Below are 15,534 nucleotides of genomic sequence, written 5' to 3'. Positions count from 1 at the left end.
GAGCCGCACACACAATTCGCTACCATCGCCTCGAAGCTTTCGATGCATGGAAAATTGCGGCCTGTTTCGCCTGAATATCTACGAGCCCCTGGCCTTTCCGGCCAGAGAAACTTAACGTGACAACACCGTCCGATGATCGCCGCGACAATGGCCAGAAAAAGCGTTGTATAGACGCCTTCGATCAGGGCGTCCTCATAACGCCGGATAGGGCGGAAATTCAGGCTAGGCATTGTGGGCCCGCCCCGACTGTTCCCCCTTCACGATGAAAGAAAGGGCTTGAACGCGATATCTGAAGCCTGATGTAGCGTGAGCGACCGGATCGCGCTCGAAAATCTGTAACTGGATTGCTATCAACTGACTTCCTCCGATCAATGATAACGTTACCATTTATATTTCTGCTCTATAACATCTGATGGTAACGTTGTCATTAGCAAGATACCCATCTGTTCAATCAGGTTCCTTAACCTACTTGCACAGGAAGTCTCGACCTAGGCTACTCTCGTAGAGTTTTGGTAAAAGGCGGATCGCAAATCATCGCACCCACATGCCGGACAAACTGACATGCGTGCCGGAGCGGTGTCACCGAAACATCTGCGGAGATCGACTCACGCCCACACGGAACACGTCTTCCGATCAACGGCATCCCAATGGATGTCGTTTCTCTTTCGACGGCTTTCATGGGAAACTCAAGCAGTTGAGATTGAGGCTAGGAAACGCCAGCACTTCCTAATCGACGCTTCCTATAAACTTAGATCGCCATTAGGAATTATGCAGACGCGGATCGGTGAAATGCTCTTCGATCTCGAGAACTGTATCGTGATCAAACAGACCGTCGAGGACGTAGGTAGCCCCAACAAAGGCGATCACCACCAGATTAAGACCAGAGGCACGGAATGCTTGGCCATCGTAAGATCGATCACGGATTTCTCCGCGCTCGTGGAAGACGACGGCGCGGTTCAACATGAGTTCACGTCATCTTCAACATTGAGAAGCTCAATTTTGAGAGAACGAATTGCTCATTAGACAAAAGCAAACGTTACCCCAGATAGTGCCGAAGATTGGTTCCTTAACTTGATCCGAGCACCTCCATATCTAGCGTTGCGAGCCGTTGCGGATCGGCGATGGCTTCGATGCCGACGATCCGCCTCTGTTCGACAATGATTGCCAATGCGACCAGCAGTTTGCCCTTCGGCGCGACCAGGACACCGACGGCACAATTGATGAGTGCGGGACTGGCGTTGCGGGCGCGGCCCTTGAAGGCCGCGGCAACCTGTTCTGCGCCACGCAGATCCGCCACAGCACTGAGACGCGCCGCCGTGTCCGGCTCGCCAATTGTCGGGCGGAGACTGGTGTCCGTTGAACGATCGTCCCGATATCGTCGAAGGAAATGTCGAACATATCGTGGAGCACGTAGGCGATGCGCTCTGCCGGTCCCTGTTTCTCGAGCACGACCATCATGGCCAAACCGACCGCATCAGCCATGGCCATTTCCTGATCCGGGTCGATGCCGGCGATTGCCATCACCGGTTCCGGCGCGTCATGGTCCAAACTCTCCTCTCGCCGGGCTTTGCGTTGACGCAGCATGTCGAGGCACACGCGCGCCAGCACGGTTGTCAGCCAACCGCCAAGATTTTCGACCTCAAGCATATCGGAGCGTGTCAGCCTCAGCCAGGTCTCCTGCACTGCGTCTTCCGCTTCGGGCAGTGATCCCAGCATGCGGTAGGCGACCCCGCGCAAATGGCTTCGTTTCCGGTTGAACTGTTCAGCGAAAAAATTTTCTTCAGCCATCTGTCACATTTTCCTTGTCCCATTCGTCAATGCCATGACGAACGAAATCTGGCCGATACGACAAGCAGGTTTCGCACTAGCGTCAAGATACTGAACCTATGAGGAGAACTACCATGAAAGTTCGTATGAAACATCCCGTTCTTGTCCTGCCCGAAGCTATGCAGGCAATGCTCGCGCTTGGCAAAGCAACCCATCAGGAGGGCTTGTCGGAAGTAACCCGCGAGCTCGTTCATCTGCGGGCGAGCCAGATCAATGGCTGCAGTGTCTGCGTTCACATGCATGCGCGTGATCTAAAGAAGCTCGGTCAGAGCGATGACCGCCTCTTCGCGGTTGCGGCCTGGCGGGATACCCCCTGGTTCACAGACGCAGAACGCGCGGCCCTCGATCTGACCGAAGCTCTGACCCGCGTCGCCGACAAGGGCGATCCGGTGTCTGACGAAATCTGGGCCGAGGCCCGCGTCACTATGATGAAAAGGCGTTGTCAGCACTTCTTCTGACTATCGGCACTATTAATGTCTGGAACCGCCTGAACGCCGCGATCCGCCAGGAAGCCGGCACATTCTGAAACTGAGCACGCAATTCCACTCTCTCATGGGAGAGCGGATATTCTTAAGCTGAAACAGAGGATGAAGGATGACGACGCGTCAAATCACAAACAGCGGTGAAAGCCGGCTAGAACGCGGCAAGCGGGTGCTTGCAGAAATCGACGGCGAGGCCGGGAACAATGTCATTGCCGCTCTGGCGGACATTGCCCCTGATTTTGCCAGTTACCTGTTTGAATTCCCTTTCGGTGACATTTACAGCCGTCCCGGCCTTGATCTGCGCTCTCGCGAAATAGCCACCATCGCAGCACTGACAGCGATGGGAACGGCAACCCCGCAATTGAAGGTGCATATCGAAGCGGGGCTGAATGTTGGGTTGGCGAAGGACGAAATCACCGAAGTCATCATGCAGATGGCCGTCTACGCGGGTTTCCCGGCAGCGCTCAACGGATTGTTCGCTGCGAAGGAAGTGTTCGCTGACCACGTCCAATCCCAAGCCAAGTTGGAGAGGTCTACCAACACCGTCGCTTAGCCTTCAAGTCGGTCGAATGTAGACAAACAGAGGAATTGAATATGTTCGCAATCGTTGGTGCCGCCGGAAAGGTTGGCTATTCAACATCCTTGGCCTTGCGCAAGGCGGGTTTCCCGGTCAGAGCAATATTGCGCGATCCGGCAAAGGCGAAACCGCTCGCCGATATTGGATGCGAGATCGCTTTGGCAGACCTGCAGGATTCCGAAGCACTCGCGGAGGCGATCGCTAATGTAGATGCCACTCAGGTCATCCTTCCGCCGTCGTCGCAGACGAAGGACACGGTTCGAGAAATGCAGCGAGCGATCGAAAGCCTCGTCGCGGCTCTTGAGCAGACACGCTCGAAGCGCGTCCTGGCAATCTCCGACTACGGGGCTCATGTCGCCAGCGACATTGGCATGCCCAGCATGTTTCGAATGTTCGAAGCACGTCTCAGCCTGACCGAAGGCCAGAAGCTAATCTTGCGATCAGCAGAACATATGGAAGGCTGGGCACGGTTTGCGCCGACTGCCATTGCATCCGGTATTCTGCCGAGCTTTCACGACCCTATCGACAAAACGCTGCCGATGATCTCAGCGCACGATCTTGGTCGAATTGCAGCCAGTCTCTTGTTGGAACCGGGTATGAGGAACGACCTGCGTATCGTTCATGCCGAGGGGCCGCGACGGTACCGCCCGATTGACGTAGCGGAGGCATTAAGCCAGCTCTCGGGCATACCCATTGAGGCGCAAGCCGTGCCACGCTCACTACGGAAAGTGAGCCTTGAGAGGATCATGAGCGAGAGCGCCTCGGAACTCCTGTTCAAGGTTTACGACGCCCACACTAAGGGCGGACTGATTGATGTGGAGGCGAATGCCAGCGAGATACGTCGAGGCACGACACAGCTTGTGGACGCTCTGCGGCCACTCATTCCACCAGGGTAGCCCTGAACTCAGTACAATCTGAGGCGCTGCAGCATGGCTGGCACCCATTAGAAAACGGAATTGCATATTTTCATTGGTTTCCCGGACTATCGGGTGAAAGCGATAGCTTCGGTGCCGAAGCATCCCTTCAGCAGTTCATTTCTTTTCAACGCGTTTTGGAGACGTGGTTCGGTGAACTTTGAGCGGAGCTAAGAATCTTAACTGACGCTCTAAGTCTACGTGATCTGAAGAAGATAAGGGCCGAGCGGGATCGGTTGCAAGAATTTGCTGTGGACGAAGCGCGCCATTACTCTAGATACAATTATGCCGTGAGTGCTACGAAATGCGGTTTGAGTGACTGCCCATTTTCTGCTGTAAAGACGCTCCGCTGCTTGCGCATCATGTGAATGAGTTCGATGCCGGCAAGCGTGATCCCGCCAGCGGTTTTGGGGTAGCGTCGTGTTAACGGAATAGTCCGGATTGATTTGCTATTCGATGGGTATGACCGAACCCCATCCCGCTCATTTTCGACGTCACCGCTTTCCCGCCGAGATTATCACCCATGCGGTATGGCTCTATTATCGGTTTCCACTCAGCTTTCGCGACGTCGAAGATCTAGAGCGGTTCCAGTTGATACGGAGTCATTGGAACAGTTCTACCTCTTTGTTTTTTAAGCATTATCCGACGCAAAATCGCTTCGGACTTTTGCTGGAAATGCTCTACTTGCCGAGCGCGGTATTGAGGTTTCGTTCCAGACCGTCTCGGAATGGGCTGCAAAGTTTGGTCTCAAATTGGCCCACCAACTCCGTCGGCGCTCGCGCGGCCACTTTGCTGACAAATGGCAGCTTGATGAAATGGTGGTGACGATCAAGGGAAAGAAATACTGGCTCTGGCGCGCCGTTGATGCCAATGGCTACATCCTCGATGCCCTGTTGCAAAACCGGAGAAACAAGTGTGCAGCCCTGCGGCTGATGCGCAAGCTCCTCAAAGGCCAGGGCATCTCTCCACGGGTCATGATCACCGATAAGTTGCGGTCCTACTCTGCAGCCAAGGCGGAATTGACGCCGGGGGTCGAGCATCGATCACACAAGGGCCTCAACAACCGCGCCGAGAATTCACATCTTCCCGTGCGACGACGGGAACGGCGGATGATGCGGTTCAAGTCGGCCCGGCAATGCCAGCGTTTCGTCTCAGCCCATGGCCAGATCGCCAATCTCTTCCTTCTTCACCGCAAACATCTCTCCGCCGAAGATCATCGAAAACTTCGCTCCCACGCTATCGCAACATGGCTCAACATCGCCATCTCTATCAGCGCATGAAAGACGGTCTGCGGAGAGAAGTGCGTCCGGTCCCAGATTAAGGCGACGCCACCGTTAGGAACGGTATCTGATGAAACCGCACCGGCATATCCAAAAGGAACCCGCAATCTGTACCGTAGCTGGTTTGCTCGCAGGCGATCGAATGTATTGACATCCGAGCCTTCAAGTACAGTTTGTATCGCTGTGAAGCCAACGCCTTTATCGTGGAGTCTATCGACAAGTTTCACAAATGTTGGAAAGCCATGGGCATGACAGCCCGGACACCAATCCTGGAAAAAATATAAAATCCTGATGCCGTGTCCCAGTTCACCCAGTGTCAGAGGACTGCGGCCTTCACCGTTTTCATCGATCCACCGGACATTTTTCAGTTGAGGGGCCAGCAAACCCACGCTACCGGTTTCCACGCAACCCTGTATCCTACCTGTACCTTGGGACTAGAGCACCGATTCCTGAGTCTGATTGGCCGCTGCTCCCACCGCATCGTATGAATAGCAACCATCAGCTCAGGAGATTTATGACGATCAAGGTTCTTTCATGTGCGGCAGCTTTTATATTTGCTTCCACTGCTGCGGCGTTCGCACATGACAGTGAGGACGACAAGGTAACAGTCGTATACGATCGGCCACTTCCAAACGTCCCCGGCAAGAGCAGCAAGGGTGTGCTCGTTGAGTATCTACCAGGAGGCAGTTCTCCTGCTCACACTCATGCAAAATCGGCGTTTATCTATGCGACCGTACTGGAAGGAGCGATCACAAACCAAGTTATTAGTGGTCCTGTAATCGAATACCACGCCGGAGATAATTTTTACGAGTTTCCGGGGGATCACCATGCAGTGAACGGAAATGCAAGCAAGACAGGGCCGGCACGGCTTCTTGCCGGTATTGGCTACTGACAGTAACGCTCCAAGTGTTCCTGCTCCAATCTGGACCGCCGAACGAAGATGACCTCGACTTTTGCTGCCGAACTCACAGGATATCACAAAGATGCCCATTAACTCGGGTGAGCTCACAATCGCACCAATGATATGGCTGGCAGTCATAGGCATTGTCGGAATGATCGTCTGGAAGTTGATTGGCCCGAAGCGCTCAAATCTGCGTTTGATTGTGCAGATTGCATTCTTCGCTGCCATGACGTCAGTCATCATATTCGGAGACATCCCGTTAGGTCGCTCCGATGCCGGGGGCATTGATAATGCGAGCACGATACTGATTGCCTTCGCAAAACTTCTTTGGTGGCTTCATTTGTCATGGGCAGTGATCGGATTTGTACGCATTTTCCTTGTCCTCGAGGGCCGGCCACGTGAAGCACGGCTCCTCCAGGACATAGTCGTGGGCGCCGTCTATACATTCGCAAGTTTGTCCGCTCTTGCATTTGTGTTTGGGGTTCCAGTTGGGACTTTGGTAGCTACATCCGGTGTTATAGCCATAGCATTTGGGCTTGCCCTCCAGAGCACGCTTGGCGACGTCTTTTCTGGTATAGCACTTACGCTGGGACGTGCTTTCACGCTTGGCGACTGGATTCGTCTCAGCGATGGAGTTGAGGGGCGAGTTATCGCAAGTACTTGGCGTTCGACGCAAATACTAACCGTCGCCAACAATGTTTTCGTCTTACCCAACAGCGCACTGGCAAAACTTTGCCTGACCAACCTCAGCCGACCAAATGAAACGCATCTTCTTCAGATGAATTTAAGGATCAAGCCCACACGGGTTCCTTCTGCAATTGAGAATGTTTTGAATACAGCTCTGTGTGGTTGTAATTCCATCATCAAAGACCCTCTGCCGGTCGTGGCTCTCAAAGGCCTAGACGCGACGGCATTGGATGTCGATCTCTACTTCAGAGTCAAAAACCCTTCGAACATGATCAAGGCACGCAACGAAGTAATTGATCTGATCATGCGTCATTGCGAAGCGGCTGGGCTGGTATTAGCTCCGGCGTCTTCGCAAATCATAGTCGACGATGGCTCATCCGGTGTGGAAAACGACGAAACGATCGATACCCGGCTGCGTACAATGATCACGGAAACCCCGATCTTTGCAGAGCTCTCGGAGATGGAAAGAGAAAATCTGATCCAGGCTGGGGAATTCAAGGTCTATCAACAGGGCGATGCCATTGTCCAGGAGGGACAAGAGTTTTCATCGATCATGATAATGTGTGCGGGCGTTGTTGCGATGTCGCGAAACGATGAAGAACAATGGAGATTATCGCCGGGCGACTTCTTCAGTCATACGGGGTTGGGCGATAAAGCGCGGACAGAGTTTGGGCTGAACGCCTTGACGCCTGCGACGGTCTTCGAGGTCAACAAGGATGATCTCTCAAAGTTATTCAAGGAGAAGCCGTCTCTGGCGCGAGAGATTGCGACTAAACTTTCAAGGCAGGTTGATTTGAACAGGCATTCTACGGGGATGGAGATACATGGTGACCGTAATCCACACTCAGTATTGAAGGCAATTCGTACTATCTTCACCCATTAAGTGTTACGGAAATATCGAAAGCACATTGCGTTGTTAAGCAGAGGCAACGTGCTTTCTCTATCCCGATCGGCTACTTCCCGATTTGTCTCGCAGCTTTTGCGATTACTTCCGCAACTTTCTCGGGCTGGGAAGCAAACACCGCGTGACTTGCTTCGATCTCGGTCACATTGCTGCCTGCACGTTTTGCCATTTCACGTTCGAGGTCGGTGGTGGGGATGTGATCGAAGAAGGTGGCGTAGCCGATCTTGATGCTTTTCGGCAGGCTAATAAGATCGAGCGGACCTTGCCCGCCCAGCACCGGTCCGTACCAGCAAAAAGTACCGGAACGACGGAGTGAGGCCAGGGAGTCGTGGAAAGTCTTCGGTCCCGATCCGTCGTAGACGACGTTGACACCCACCCCATCCGTAAGTTGCAAGACTTCATCTGCGAACTGTCCGTCGGGCGCCATCCAGACATGACAACACCCCTCTTTGGACTGCGGCTGACAAGCTGCGCCGCAACATGGATGGCCGCATTTCCTTGCCTCGTTCGACGGAGTACTGTTACGATTGGATTAACGTTGGAGGTGATCGTCAGATGAAATTCCGGGCACAAATCATTCCTTCCGGCAATGCGACAGGCGTCGAGGTGCCTGACAACGTTATGCAGGTGCTCGGGCCTGCGGGCCGCCCACCCGTGACGATCACGATCAATGGGCACACCTGGCGCAGCAGGGTGGCGGCAATGCGCGGGCAGAGGCTTATAGGGATCAGTGCCGCCAATCGCGCTGCCGCCAGGATCAGCGAAGGCGATATCGTCGAAATCGATGTCGAACTGGACGAGGCGCCGCGAGAAGTTGCGGAGCCCGCCGACCTAGCGGACGCGCTCAATGATTGTCCGCAAGCCAGAGCGTCTTTCGACCGTCTGCCGTTTGGGCTTCGACAAAAACACGTCAGAACGATTGAGGAAGCCAAGAGCGCGGATGTTAGGAAACGGCGCATCGGCAAATTGATCGCCACTCTCGAAGGCTCGCCCCCGCGTAAAGTCTGAAAGCATTCTATCGAACCCATATGCCGCTGACCTGCCCAGAGGACATGTGACGAGGTTGTCATTTTAACTTTGTGCTTTCGAGAGATTATCTGAGTTTGGGTTTTTCACGCGATAGCGGTCGCAGTTTTCCAAGTGTCGAATGCATCGAGGCGATGGTAGCGAATTGTTTGTGTGGCGCGGCGACGAGATGGAACAGAAAAACCATTGCGGGCCGCTGAGTTCATGGAGACGAACCGTTGCAACGCTCCAGGTGACCAATGACCTTGCATGGTTCGATCCCGTTTTCGAAATCGCCAAAATTTAATCCCACCCCGTCAGGCAGGCGACTGCAGCCACAGTTAACGTGACGACACCGTTTAGTGCTTCCTACCACTTAGCATAGGATATTTTCTCCGTTTAGAAGATAGTCCCCCATAGCCAATAGTGCGAAAATTATCTCTCTAATTTGTTTCTCAAAACAAAATCGATAGGAGGACCGAAACGTGGTCTTGTTGCTGCTGCGCGCGGCACTTCATAACAAACAGGGTAGCATACCAATCTCGGCATTGGTGATGGCCTTCCTGTTATTCGGGCTTGTTGCGTGTAACTACAAGCTAGAGCGAAGCGCCGCGAGTTTGTCGTTTTCTCGAACTGCCTGCAAACGCGTGACAGTGTATGTTTCTACTGTCAGGGCCCCAGCGGATAATTCCGGGACTACGTTTACGAGTGGTTACTCACCGCACCTGAGATTTGTAAAGCATGTAATATCAATCCCACCTACTCACAAAGCAAACTTGGTTGAGTGGCCCAGTGCACCACCAGATCCGGCCAAGGAATTTGTTACACTCACATCCCGGAGCCTCACTGCAGACGAGTTTTATTCGGCTATAGTTTCTGCCAATCGTATCCCTTCTGTCCGACTATTTGTACATGGATATAATAACACTTATCAGGAATCGGTCTATCGGCTCGCACAACTTACAGCAGATTCCCATGATGGCCAGACCGCAGTGTTATTTGCCTGGCCGTCCCAGGGTAACGCGCTTAGCTACAACATGGACAGGCGCGCTGCGCTAGCTTCGACCGCCGGTCTTGCCGAGACAATTGAAATCCTCGTTCAGGGAGGAAAGATCAAGGTCGGCCTCCTTGCACATAGCATGGGAGCGTTGCTTGCGATGGAAGCCCTATCCGGGTTGAGCCGAACCTCTCGACTTCAAGTGGCTAGGCGTTTGGAAAATATAGTACTAGCCGCCCCAGATATCGATACTAATGATATGATCCGTCAACTAAATACGATCGGGCGACTTGCGCACCCACTGAACCTACTAGTATCTGGTGACGATGAAGCGCTGGCAATGTCCCGGATTATATCCGGTGGTCAACGAGTAGGGGCAGAAGACGTTTATAATCCATGGGTCAAGACGGTGGCTATGCGATATGGGGCGCGGGTTATTGATATTTCCGAACTCAGCGCTTCTGATAGTTTTCGGCATTCTCGGTTCACCGCGATGGTGTCACTCTATTCGAAGTTTCACAGTCAATTAGACGATCAATCAGCCACGAAATATGCTGGACCGGGTACTTATGTTTTTCATGCTGCGACCGCTCAGTTGGAGCCCACTGATCAATGAGTACATGTAGCGTCCACCATCGGTGTGAAGTTCGTTAACTACTGTACATCACAATTTACGTTGACATTCGAGTGTTACTTCGCGGTCAAACTATGGAATAGCCCCTTAATTGCCCGGACAGTTTCTGCCACTTAAATAAGTGATAGGACTACTGTTCACATTATGACTGGTAATAGCATTAAGATGGAAATTCTTTCCGGCCCTGAGCGGCGTCGACGCTGGAGTACAGCGGAGAAACTTGCGATTGTCCACGAAACCTACGAGGCGGACGCAACGGTCAGTCTGGTCGCCCGTCGTCATGGCATTGCGCCTAACCAGCTGTTCGCGTGGCGCAAGCTTGCGTCACAGGGTGCATTGGTCGCAACGGCAGCCGAAGAGGAGGTTGTCCCTGCCTCGGAATACCGGGCGCTTCAGGCTCAGGTGAAGGAATTACAGCGCCTGCTGGGCAAGAAGACGATGGAAGGGGAAATTCTCAAGGAGGCCCTCGAAATCGCCAGCGGCCCAAAAAAACGCATGCTGCACTCAATCTCGCTGCCGAAGGACGTTTTGCGATGAAAGCGGTATGCGAGACGCTAGGTGTTGCCCGGTCGAATATCGCGGCGCGAGCCACAGGCACCCTTTCCAAAGCCCGAGGGAGACCTCCGCTTCCCGACGCTGATCTGGTTGCTCAGATCAAGGCGGTCATTGAAGAAATGTCGACCTATGGCTATCGGCGCGTTCATGCCGTTCTGCGGCGCAAGGCCCGTGAACAGGGGCGTTCATGGCCGAACGCCAAACGTGTTTATCGCGTGATGAAGCAGCATGATCTGCTCCTTCAGCGCCATACCGGAGCTGCCGGTGAACGCAGACACGACGGGCAAGTCACCGTCGAGCGCTCCAATACCAGATGGTGCTCCGATGGCTTCGAGATCACGTGCGACAACAAGGAAAAGGTCCGCGTTGCATTTGCGCTCGACTGCTGTGATCGGGAAGCAATCGCTCATGTGGCCACGACAGAAGGCATCAAGAGCGAAGATGTGCAGGATCTTGTCATTACGGCGGTGACCTTGCCCCGTTGAAATAATCCATTTTGAAGTAAGCTCTGGCCCATTGAGAGGACCAGAGAATGAAGCGCAACCGTTTCACAGACGAACAGATCATTGGCATCCTGAAGGAGCACGAGGCGGGCACGCCTGTCTCGGAGCTTTGCCGCAAACACGGTGTCAGCGATGCGAGCATCTATAAATGGAAGGCCAAGTTCGGCGGGATGGACGTGTCTGAGGCCAAGCGGCTGAAGACGCTGGAGGACGAGAACACGAAACTGAAGCGGCTTCTGGCGGATGCGATGCTCGACAACGCCGCGTTGAAAGACCTTTTGGGAAAGAAGTGGTGACGCCCGCAGCCCAGCGGAACGCTATCGCGCATCTGATGAACCAACATCGGATGAGCGAACGGCGGGCGTGTAAAGCCATCGGTGTTTGCCGGATGACAGTTCGTTACGAAAGCAGCCGCATCGACGACCATGACCTTCGCGAGCGAATGAAGGCGTTGGCGCATGAACGCCGCCGCTTTGGCTACCGACGCATTCATGTCCTACTCAGACGCGAGGGGCACCTTGTGAACCACAAGAGGCTCTTCCGGCTCAATCGGGAGGAAAAGCTGATGGTGCGCAAGCGCGGCGGTCGCAAGCGAGCGATCGGCACACGAGCACCGATGCTGGTTCCGATGACGGCCAATGATCGTTGGTCACTGGACTTCGTGTCGGATCAACTCACCGATGGACGCAGGTTCCGGATTCTGACGGTCGTCGACGATTGCACCAGGGAATGCCTGGTATTCGTCGCCGATACATCGCTTTCCGGTCTGCGCGTTGCCCGCGAGCTTGACCGGATCATCGACGTGCTTTCTGACCTCTTCATCTTAAGGGGCATCCCGACGCACATTCGTTCCGACAACGTCCTAAGTGCGGAAGAAAATGGGCTTGGCAGACAAAGTTTCTCTGCTCGTCAGCATGCTCACGCTGCATGACGCTCGTCAAGTCACATCGTCGAACCAGGCGGCTTCCACTGGCATGGGAAAAGGTCTCGTCCATAGCAAACACAGGGTCCATCATTTTGGCCCTCACCGTCCTTAACACGAGCTTCTGATCCAGGTGGAAGACCCAAGCATTGTCTACAGGATCATCCGAAGGGTGCCCTCACGGCTCTAACTGAAAGAGGTTCTTCCACCTGGTACCCGCCCTTCAACGAAGGGCCGGTAGTCTGAACCGCTTTTGACGACGGCGTGTACGACACGCGCCATCTTGGCGGTAATAGCGGTCATTGCCTTGCGGCGCAGATCAGGATTGTCACGATCTCTCGCGATGTAACGTTCGAATTTATGTCGGAAGCCGTTCTCACGCTGGCGGATGGCAACTTGCCCAGCAATCCACAGGGTCCGCCGCAGCCGCGCGTTGCCGAATTTGGAAAGCCGGGTCTGGCCGCGATACTGACCCGATTGCTGTGTCGACAGATCCAGCCCGCAAAATTTGAGAAACTGACGGTGATGATGAAAGCGGCGTAGGTCCCCAGCCTCTGCAATGATCGTTAGCGCGTTGATCGGACCGATCCCGGGAATCTGCCGCAGGATCTGATAATCACGGCTGTGTCGCAGCAGCTCATCGGCCTGTGCTTCGATCTCGTTGCGTTGGCGGATCAGGCTGCGGGCTTCGGCGACAACCATCCGAAACATGCGAATTGCAGGCGCATCCAGCGGCAATGGCAGGCCAATAGAGGTGCGGGCAGTCTAATAAATATCCATTAAAATCTGTGACTTGCTGACTTTCCTGCCGACAACATCCCATGCCGCTTCGACGAACTTTTCCTTCGTCAGTATCGTGATGCTCGATGGTGTGGGGAAGGCATCAAGGAATGCGAAGAACCAGTCGCTGCGACTGTTACCTCGGAAACGCTCGATCTCTGGAAAATACAGCGGCAGGTAATGCGTCAGGATGCGATGTTGTATCTCGGTCTTGGCGTTAGCAATGGCTTCGTGTGTCTTCGACAATTCCTGAACGTCGTTGATGCCAGCACGCAAGGGATCGTGATAAACCTGCGTCGAATGGATCCTCAACATGTGCAGGATCACCTGCGCATCCTTAGGATCGTTTTTGTCCCAACCGTTGTGCAAGGCTTCTCGCGTGCGGGCAAGCGCCAACGACGACACCAACCGCGTTTCGAAGCCGGCTTCCACCAACCGCCAGGCGATCGGACGATGATAATTACCAGTTGCCTCAAAGGCGCAGACAACCGGTCGGTCATATGATTGCAAAATCTCGATCAGATGGTCATGTTCTGCACGCGTATTGAGAACAGACAACCGACGGCGGCGTTTATGGCCGGGTGCTTCGATCAACACTTCATTGCGAACCTTGGCGATGTCGATGGCTACCAACACGGCATCGGCAGGTATAGAATTCTGACTGGTCATGGTTGGTCTCTCCGGAATGAGTTGTGAACACTCACATTCTAGAGCTACTTCGACTGGCCATGGCCACCTCAAACGGTGCGCGCTTGCAGCAAAAAAGCTGCGCGCACTGTTTGAGGTGGCTCCAACTCTTCCTTCCGTAGGTGCTACGGCAGCGAGTTCACCAGCAACGCGATCCTGCAATGGACGGACAAGACTAAGGTGGATTGGCACTACATTGCGCCTGGCAAACCCATTCAGAACGCTTTCATCGAAAGCTTCAATGGACGGCTGCGAGACGAGTTCTTGAATGAAACCCTCTTCTCGTCACTGACCCATGCTCGATCAGCGCTTTCAAACTGGCGCGGCGATTACAACGATCACCGTCCACATTCTGGCCTCGGCTGGCTGACACCTGCCGAGTTCGCTCAGACCATCAACCCGCGACGTGATGCGGTGCTGCGCAGCCGAAATGGCTCCGCACTGCAACCCGCCGCTACCGCCCCAAATACAGCAACCCAAAACCGCTGGAGCGAACTCAAAACTGGATAAAACTTGGGGGCAAGGTCACCTTCGTCAAAACATTCAAGCGCGATTATGTCCGAATAAATCCGACGCCGGACGCCGAAACTGTCATGGCTCAACTGCCATCATGGTTCGAGCACTACAACAATCTTCACCCGCACAAGGCTTTAGGATATCAATCTCCACGAGAGTTCCTGAGCCGAAATGCTCAATCCTGAAAATGTCCGATGGTGTGGACACCTCCTACCGGCATCGCAATATGCCAAGATAGTGGTGTCTTTAACGGAGAGGTTGTTATGAACGGTCGCTTTATCATCGGAATTGATCTCGCAAAGAATGTATTCCAGTTGCACGGAATGGCGTCTGATGGATCAGTCGCCTTTCGAAAAAAGCTATCACGCGCAAAACTTTTGCCTTTCATCGCCGAGCATCCGACTTGCCTTGTTGCAATGGAGGCCTGCGCCGGAGCCCATCACTGGGGTCGCGAAATTGGAAAGCTGGGCCACGATGTGCGCCTTATTGCCCCTCAGTACGTCAAGCCTTTTGTAAAGCGTCAGAAAAATGATGCTGCCGACGCTGAAGCCATCGCTGAGGCGGCTTCACGACCCACCATGCGATTTGTTGGCGTGAAAACTCACCGCCAGCAGAGCCAAGCCATGGCGTTCAAAACTCGCGACCTTTTGATGGCTCAGAGAACGCAAACTATAAATGCCCTTCGCGGACACTTTGCGGAATACGGAATTGTCGTCCCAACAGGCCCGCAAAACATTCGCCAACTTGCCGCAGTCTTACACGAACCGGAGCCAGATTTGCCGGAGGCAGTTGTCGAGCTCGGTCGAGAACTCCTGAAGCACCTTCAGATGCTCAATGAACGCATTCAAACACAGGACGAGGTCGTGAGAAAGTCCGCACAGTCGGATGAAACGGCACGACGGCTTATGAAGGTTCCGGGGATAGGGCCGATAACTGCTGCAGCAATGGTCGCTCTTTCTCCAGATACATCAACCTTCTCCAAGGGCAGGGATTTTGCGGCCTGGCTTGGACTCACGCCGAAACAGAACTCTACAGGGGGTAAAACACGTCTTGGAAAGATGTCAAAGATGGGCCAACGTGATCTTAGGCGACTCTTGATTATCGGCGCAATGGCAGTTGTTCGACACACTGCCAAACAGGTCAGTGAAAAAGAGTCGTGGCTTGGACGGATGCTAGCGCGCAAACCAAAGATGCTAGTGGCAGTGGCGTTGGCAAACAAAATTGCTCGTGTCGCTTGGGCGTTGATGGCTCGCGGCGGGGTATATGAATCTCCAGCTACCGTCTGACTGCGGCGGCTAGAGTGTCGGCATGTGGGTGATCTAAGCGGAGGTTTATGGGCGAAAGTTGAGAGTGACGGGATCGG

At 53.9% G+C, this 15,534-nt stretch carries 9 protein-coding genes and 11 pseudogenes; 14 read left to right on the top strand and 6 right to left on the bottom strand.

Features of this window, described 5'->3' with window-relative positions:
* The 3 genes and pseudogenes from F9K91_RS26195 to F9K91_RS21685 form a co-directional block, all read right to left on the bottom strand.
* Positions 1–230, bottom strand: a pseudogene (locus F9K91_RS26195) (hypothetical protein); the annotation flags it as partial.
* A 529-nt stretch (positions 231–759) separates the two neighbouring features.
* Complete coding sequence (locus F9K91_RS21690) at positions 760–963, bottom strand: hypothetical protein (RefSeq protein ID WP_151678706.1); 204 nt, start codon at positions 961–963, stop codon at positions 760–762.
* A gap of 129 nt (positions 964–1,092) precedes the next feature.
* Positions 1,093–1,788 carry a sigma-70 family RNA polymerase sigma factor gene (locus F9K91_RS21685; RefSeq protein ID WP_328593082.1) on the bottom strand — a complete coding sequence of 232 codons (696 nt, stop codon included), beginning with the start codon at positions 1,786–1,788 and terminating at the stop codon, positions 1,093–1,095.
* Positions 1,789–1,901: 113 nt separating this feature from the next.
* On the opposite strand from F9K91_RS21685, the pseudogene F9K91_RS21680 reads away from it, so the two are divergent.
* From F9K91_RS21680 to F9K91_RS21645, 7 genes and pseudogenes are all read left to right on the top strand, one after another.
* Positions 1,902–2,353 (top strand): annotated as a pseudogene (locus F9K91_RS21680) (carboxymuconolactone decarboxylase family protein).
* Positions 2,354–2,421: 68 nt separating this feature from the next.
* Entirely contained in the window at positions 2,422–2,862 is a 441-nt protein-coding gene (locus F9K91_RS21675; protein WP_151678705.1) for a carboxymuconolactone decarboxylase family protein, read from the top strand.
* A gap of 41 nt (positions 2,863–2,903) precedes the next feature.
* Positions 2,904–3,782, top strand: a complete 879-nt coding sequence (locus tag F9K91_RS21670; protein ID WP_151678704.1) for an NmrA family NAD(P)-binding protein — start codon at positions 2,904–2,906, stop codon at positions 3,780–3,782.
* A gap of 480 nt (positions 3,783–4,262) precedes the next feature.
* Positions 4,263–4,376: pseudogene (locus F9K91_RS21665) on the top strand (IS6 family transposase); the annotation flags it as partial.
* 104 nt (positions 4,377–4,480) lie between these two features.
* A pseudogene (locus F9K91_RS21660) lies at positions 4,481–5,080 on the top strand (IS6 family transposase); the annotation flags it as partial.
* Positions 5,081–5,594: 514 nt separating this feature from the next.
* Positions 5,595–5,972 (top strand): cupin domain-containing protein, encoded by a 378-nt coding sequence (locus F9K91_RS21650; RefSeq protein ID WP_151678703.1) that lies wholly within the window; start codon positions 5,595–5,597, stop codon positions 5,970–5,972.
* Positions 5,973–6,063: 91 nt separating this feature from the next.
* Positions 6,064–7,551 carry a mechanosensitive ion channel domain-containing protein gene (locus F9K91_RS21645; RefSeq protein ID WP_151678702.1) on the top strand — a complete coding sequence of 496 codons (1,488 nt, stop codon included), beginning with the start codon at positions 6,064–6,066 and terminating at the stop codon, positions 7,549–7,551.
* Between the two features lie 70 nt (positions 7,552–7,621).
* On the opposite strand, the pseudogene F9K91_RS26730 reads toward F9K91_RS21645, so the two are convergent.
* Positions 7,622–7,756, bottom strand: a pseudogene (locus F9K91_RS26730) (alpha/beta hydrolase); the annotation flags it as partial.
* A 371-nt stretch (positions 7,757–8,127) separates the two neighbouring features.
* On the opposite strand from F9K91_RS26730, the gene F9K91_RS21635 reads away from it, so the two are divergent.
* On the top strand, positions 8,128–8,580 hold the full coding sequence (locus F9K91_RS21635) for a YdeI/OmpD-associated family protein (RefSeq protein ID WP_151678701.1): 453 nt from the start codon (positions 8,128–8,130) through the stop codon (positions 8,578–8,580).
* 104 nt (positions 8,581–8,684) lie between these two features.
* On the opposite strand, the pseudogene F9K91_RS26805 reads toward F9K91_RS21635, so the two are convergent.
* Positions 8,685–8,870: pseudogene (locus tag F9K91_RS26805) on the bottom strand (IS6 family transposase); the annotation flags it as partial.
* Positions 8,871–9,131: 261 nt separating this feature from the next.
* On the opposite strand from F9K91_RS26805, the gene F9K91_RS21625 reads away from it, so the two are divergent.
* The 3 genes and pseudogenes from F9K91_RS21625 to F9K91_RS21615 form a co-directional block, all read left to right on the top strand.
* Positions 9,132–10,190, top strand: coding sequence for an alpha/beta hydrolase (locus F9K91_RS21625; protein WP_235913347.1), 1,059 nt, complete (start codon positions 9,132–9,134; stop codon positions 10,188–10,190).
* A gap of 162 nt (positions 10,191–10,352) precedes the next feature.
* Positions 10,353–11,233: pseudogene (locus tag F9K91_RS21620) on the top strand (IS3 family transposase); the annotation flags it as partial.
* A gap of 62 nt (positions 11,234–11,295) precedes the next feature.
* A pseudogene (locus F9K91_RS21615) lies at positions 11,296–12,125 on the top strand (IS3 family transposase); the annotation flags it as partial.
* A 224-nt stretch (positions 12,126–12,349) separates the two neighbouring features.
* Here the strand turns inward: F9K91_RS21615 and F9K91_RS21610 are convergent.
* Positions 12,350–13,637, bottom strand: a pseudogene (locus tag F9K91_RS21610) (IS110 family RNA-guided transposase).
* A 147-nt stretch (positions 13,638–13,784) separates the two neighbouring features.
* Here F9K91_RS21610 and F9K91_RS21605 point away from each other — a divergent pair.
* The 3 genes and pseudogenes from F9K91_RS21605 to F9K91_RS21595 form a co-directional block, all read left to right on the top strand.
* A pseudogene (locus F9K91_RS21605) lies at positions 13,785–14,165 on the top strand (integrase core domain-containing protein); the annotation flags it as partial.
* Positions 14,166–14,185: 20 nt separating this feature from the next.
* Positions 14,186–14,356, top strand: a pseudogene (locus F9K91_RS21600) (integrase core domain-containing protein); the annotation flags it as partial.
* 78 nt (positions 14,357–14,434) lie between these two features.
* Complete coding sequence (locus F9K91_RS21595; protein ID WP_151678700.1) at positions 14,435–15,457, top strand: IS110 family RNA-guided transposase; 1,023 nt, start codon at positions 14,435–14,437, stop codon at positions 15,455–15,457.
* Positions 15,458–15,534 lie beyond the last annotated feature (77 nt).

Source organism: Brucella tritici, from assembly GCF_008932295.1.
In the GTDB taxonomy this organism is placed as follows: Bacteria; Pseudomonadota; Alphaproteobacteria; order Rhizobiales; family Rhizobiaceae; genus Brucella; species Brucella tritici.
The sequence above is the reverse complement of the archived record's forward strand: the minus strand, read 5'-3'. Positions and strand labels throughout refer to the sequence as shown.

Excerpts from the sequence above, each read along its gene's own strand:
- F9K91_RS21670 (WP_151678704.1), top strand. The coding sequence starts at position 2,904 with ATGTTCGCAATCGTTGGTGCCGCCGGAAAGGTTGGCTATTCAACATCC.
- F9K91_RS21625 (WP_235913347.1), top strand. The coding sequence starts at position 9,132 with ATGGCCTTCCTGTTATTCGGGCTTGTTGCGTGTAACTACAAGCTAGAG.
- F9K91_RS21595 (WP_151678700.1), top strand. The coding sequence starts at position 14,435 with ATGAACGGTCGCTTTATCATCGGAATTGATCTCGCAAAGAATGTATTC.
- F9K91_RS21650 (WP_151678703.1), top strand. The coding sequence starts at position 5,595 with ATGACGATCAAGGTTCTTTCATGTGCGGCAGCTTTTATATTTGCTTCC.
- F9K91_RS21690 (WP_151678706.1), bottom strand. The coding sequence starts at position 963 with ATGTTGAACCGCGCCGTCGTCTTCCACGAGCGCGGAGAAATCCGTGAT.
- F9K91_RS21635 (WP_151678701.1), top strand. The coding sequence starts at position 8,128 with ATGAAATTCCGGGCACAAATCATTCCTTCCGGCAATGCGACAGGCGTC.
- F9K91_RS21685 (WP_328593082.1), bottom strand. The coding sequence starts at position 1,788 with ATGGCTGAAGAAAATTTTTTCGCTGAACAGTTCAACCGGAAACGAAGC.
- F9K91_RS21645 (WP_151678702.1), top strand. The coding sequence starts at position 6,064 with ATGCCCATTAACTCGGGTGAGCTCACAATCGCACCAATGATATGGCTG.
- F9K91_RS21675 (WP_151678705.1), top strand. The coding sequence starts at position 2,422 with ATGACGACGCGTCAAATCACAAACAGCGGTGAAAGCCGGCTAGAACGC.